This window comes from Endozoicomonas sp. SESOKO4 (assembly GCF_024606275.1).
This window is the reverse complement of the sequence record NZ_JAHHPS010000683.1, coordinates 1-1,017: the sequence shown is the minus strand read 5'-3', so window position 1 is coordinate 1,017 and position 1,017 is coordinate 1. Positions and strand designations below refer to the sequence as shown.

Sequence of the window (1,017 nt, the reverse complement as noted above, 5' to 3'; positions counted from 1 at the left end):
TAGCCGTTCATGCCGGGACACTACTCCCTAAGCTACTCATAGGTAATATCGGTTAAAAGTAGACGAGACTGAAAGCATCTAAAGAATGTTTTGGCCCTTGTCCGTTTGACAGGTTCAGCCAGCATTACGATTAATCAGTCCGGAACGATGTTTTTGGTCCCCCGGGAAATAGTGGCAGTCATGTTTCAAAGGCGTTGAAATGACACAAAAAGTCTGAGGCAGGTGAAACAGAGGAGGTCTGAAAGCCGATAATAGCACCGGCTTTCAGGAGGCTGCTTAGCGGTCAGATACCGGAATAAAATCTCTGGAAGTTTCGCCGGTGTAAAGTTGGCGCGGACGACCAATGCGGTATTCACCGCTGATCATTTCATGCCAGTGAGCAATCCAGCCCGGTGTACGACCGGTTGCAAAGATTACAGTGAACATCTCTGTTGGAATGCCCAGAGCTTTCAGAATGATACCGGAGTAGAAGTCCACGTTCGGATACAGCTTCTTCCAAACGAAGTATTCGTCTTCCAGGGCGATCTTTTCCAGACGCTTGGCGATCTTGAACAGAGGATCGTCTTCCAGGCCCAGTTCGCTCAGTACTTCGTCACAGGTCTGCTTCATAACCTTGGCACGTGGGTCAAAGTTCTTGTAGACGCGGTGACCAAAGCCCATCAGACGGAAGGGATCGTTTTTGTCCTTGGCGCGGTCAATGAACTCATCGATGTGTTTCTCATCACCGATTTCATTCAGCATAACCAGTACCGCTTCGTTGGCACCACCGTGAGCCGGCCCCCACAGAGCTGCAATGCCAGCAGCAATACAGGCGAATGGGTTGGCACCACTGGAGCCTGCCAGGCGCACAGTCGATGTTGAAGCATTCTGTTCATGGTCTGCATGCAGCAGGAAGATACGATCCATGGCACGAGCCAGAACTGGATTAACTTCGTACTCTTCACAGGGCGTAGCAAACATCATATGCAGGAAATTGCCACCGTAGCCCAGATCGTTGCGCGGGTAGACGAACGGCTG

Annotated in this window: 1 protein-coding gene; it reads right to left on the bottom strand. The window is 50.8% G+C overall.

The annotated features are described in order from the left end of the window. Positions 1 to 276: 276 nt before the first annotated feature. On the bottom strand, positions 277 to 1,017 hold a 741-nt coding region (locus tag KDK16_RS13245), incomplete at its 5' end, for a citrate/2-methylcitrate synthase (RefSeq protein ID WP_306670821.1).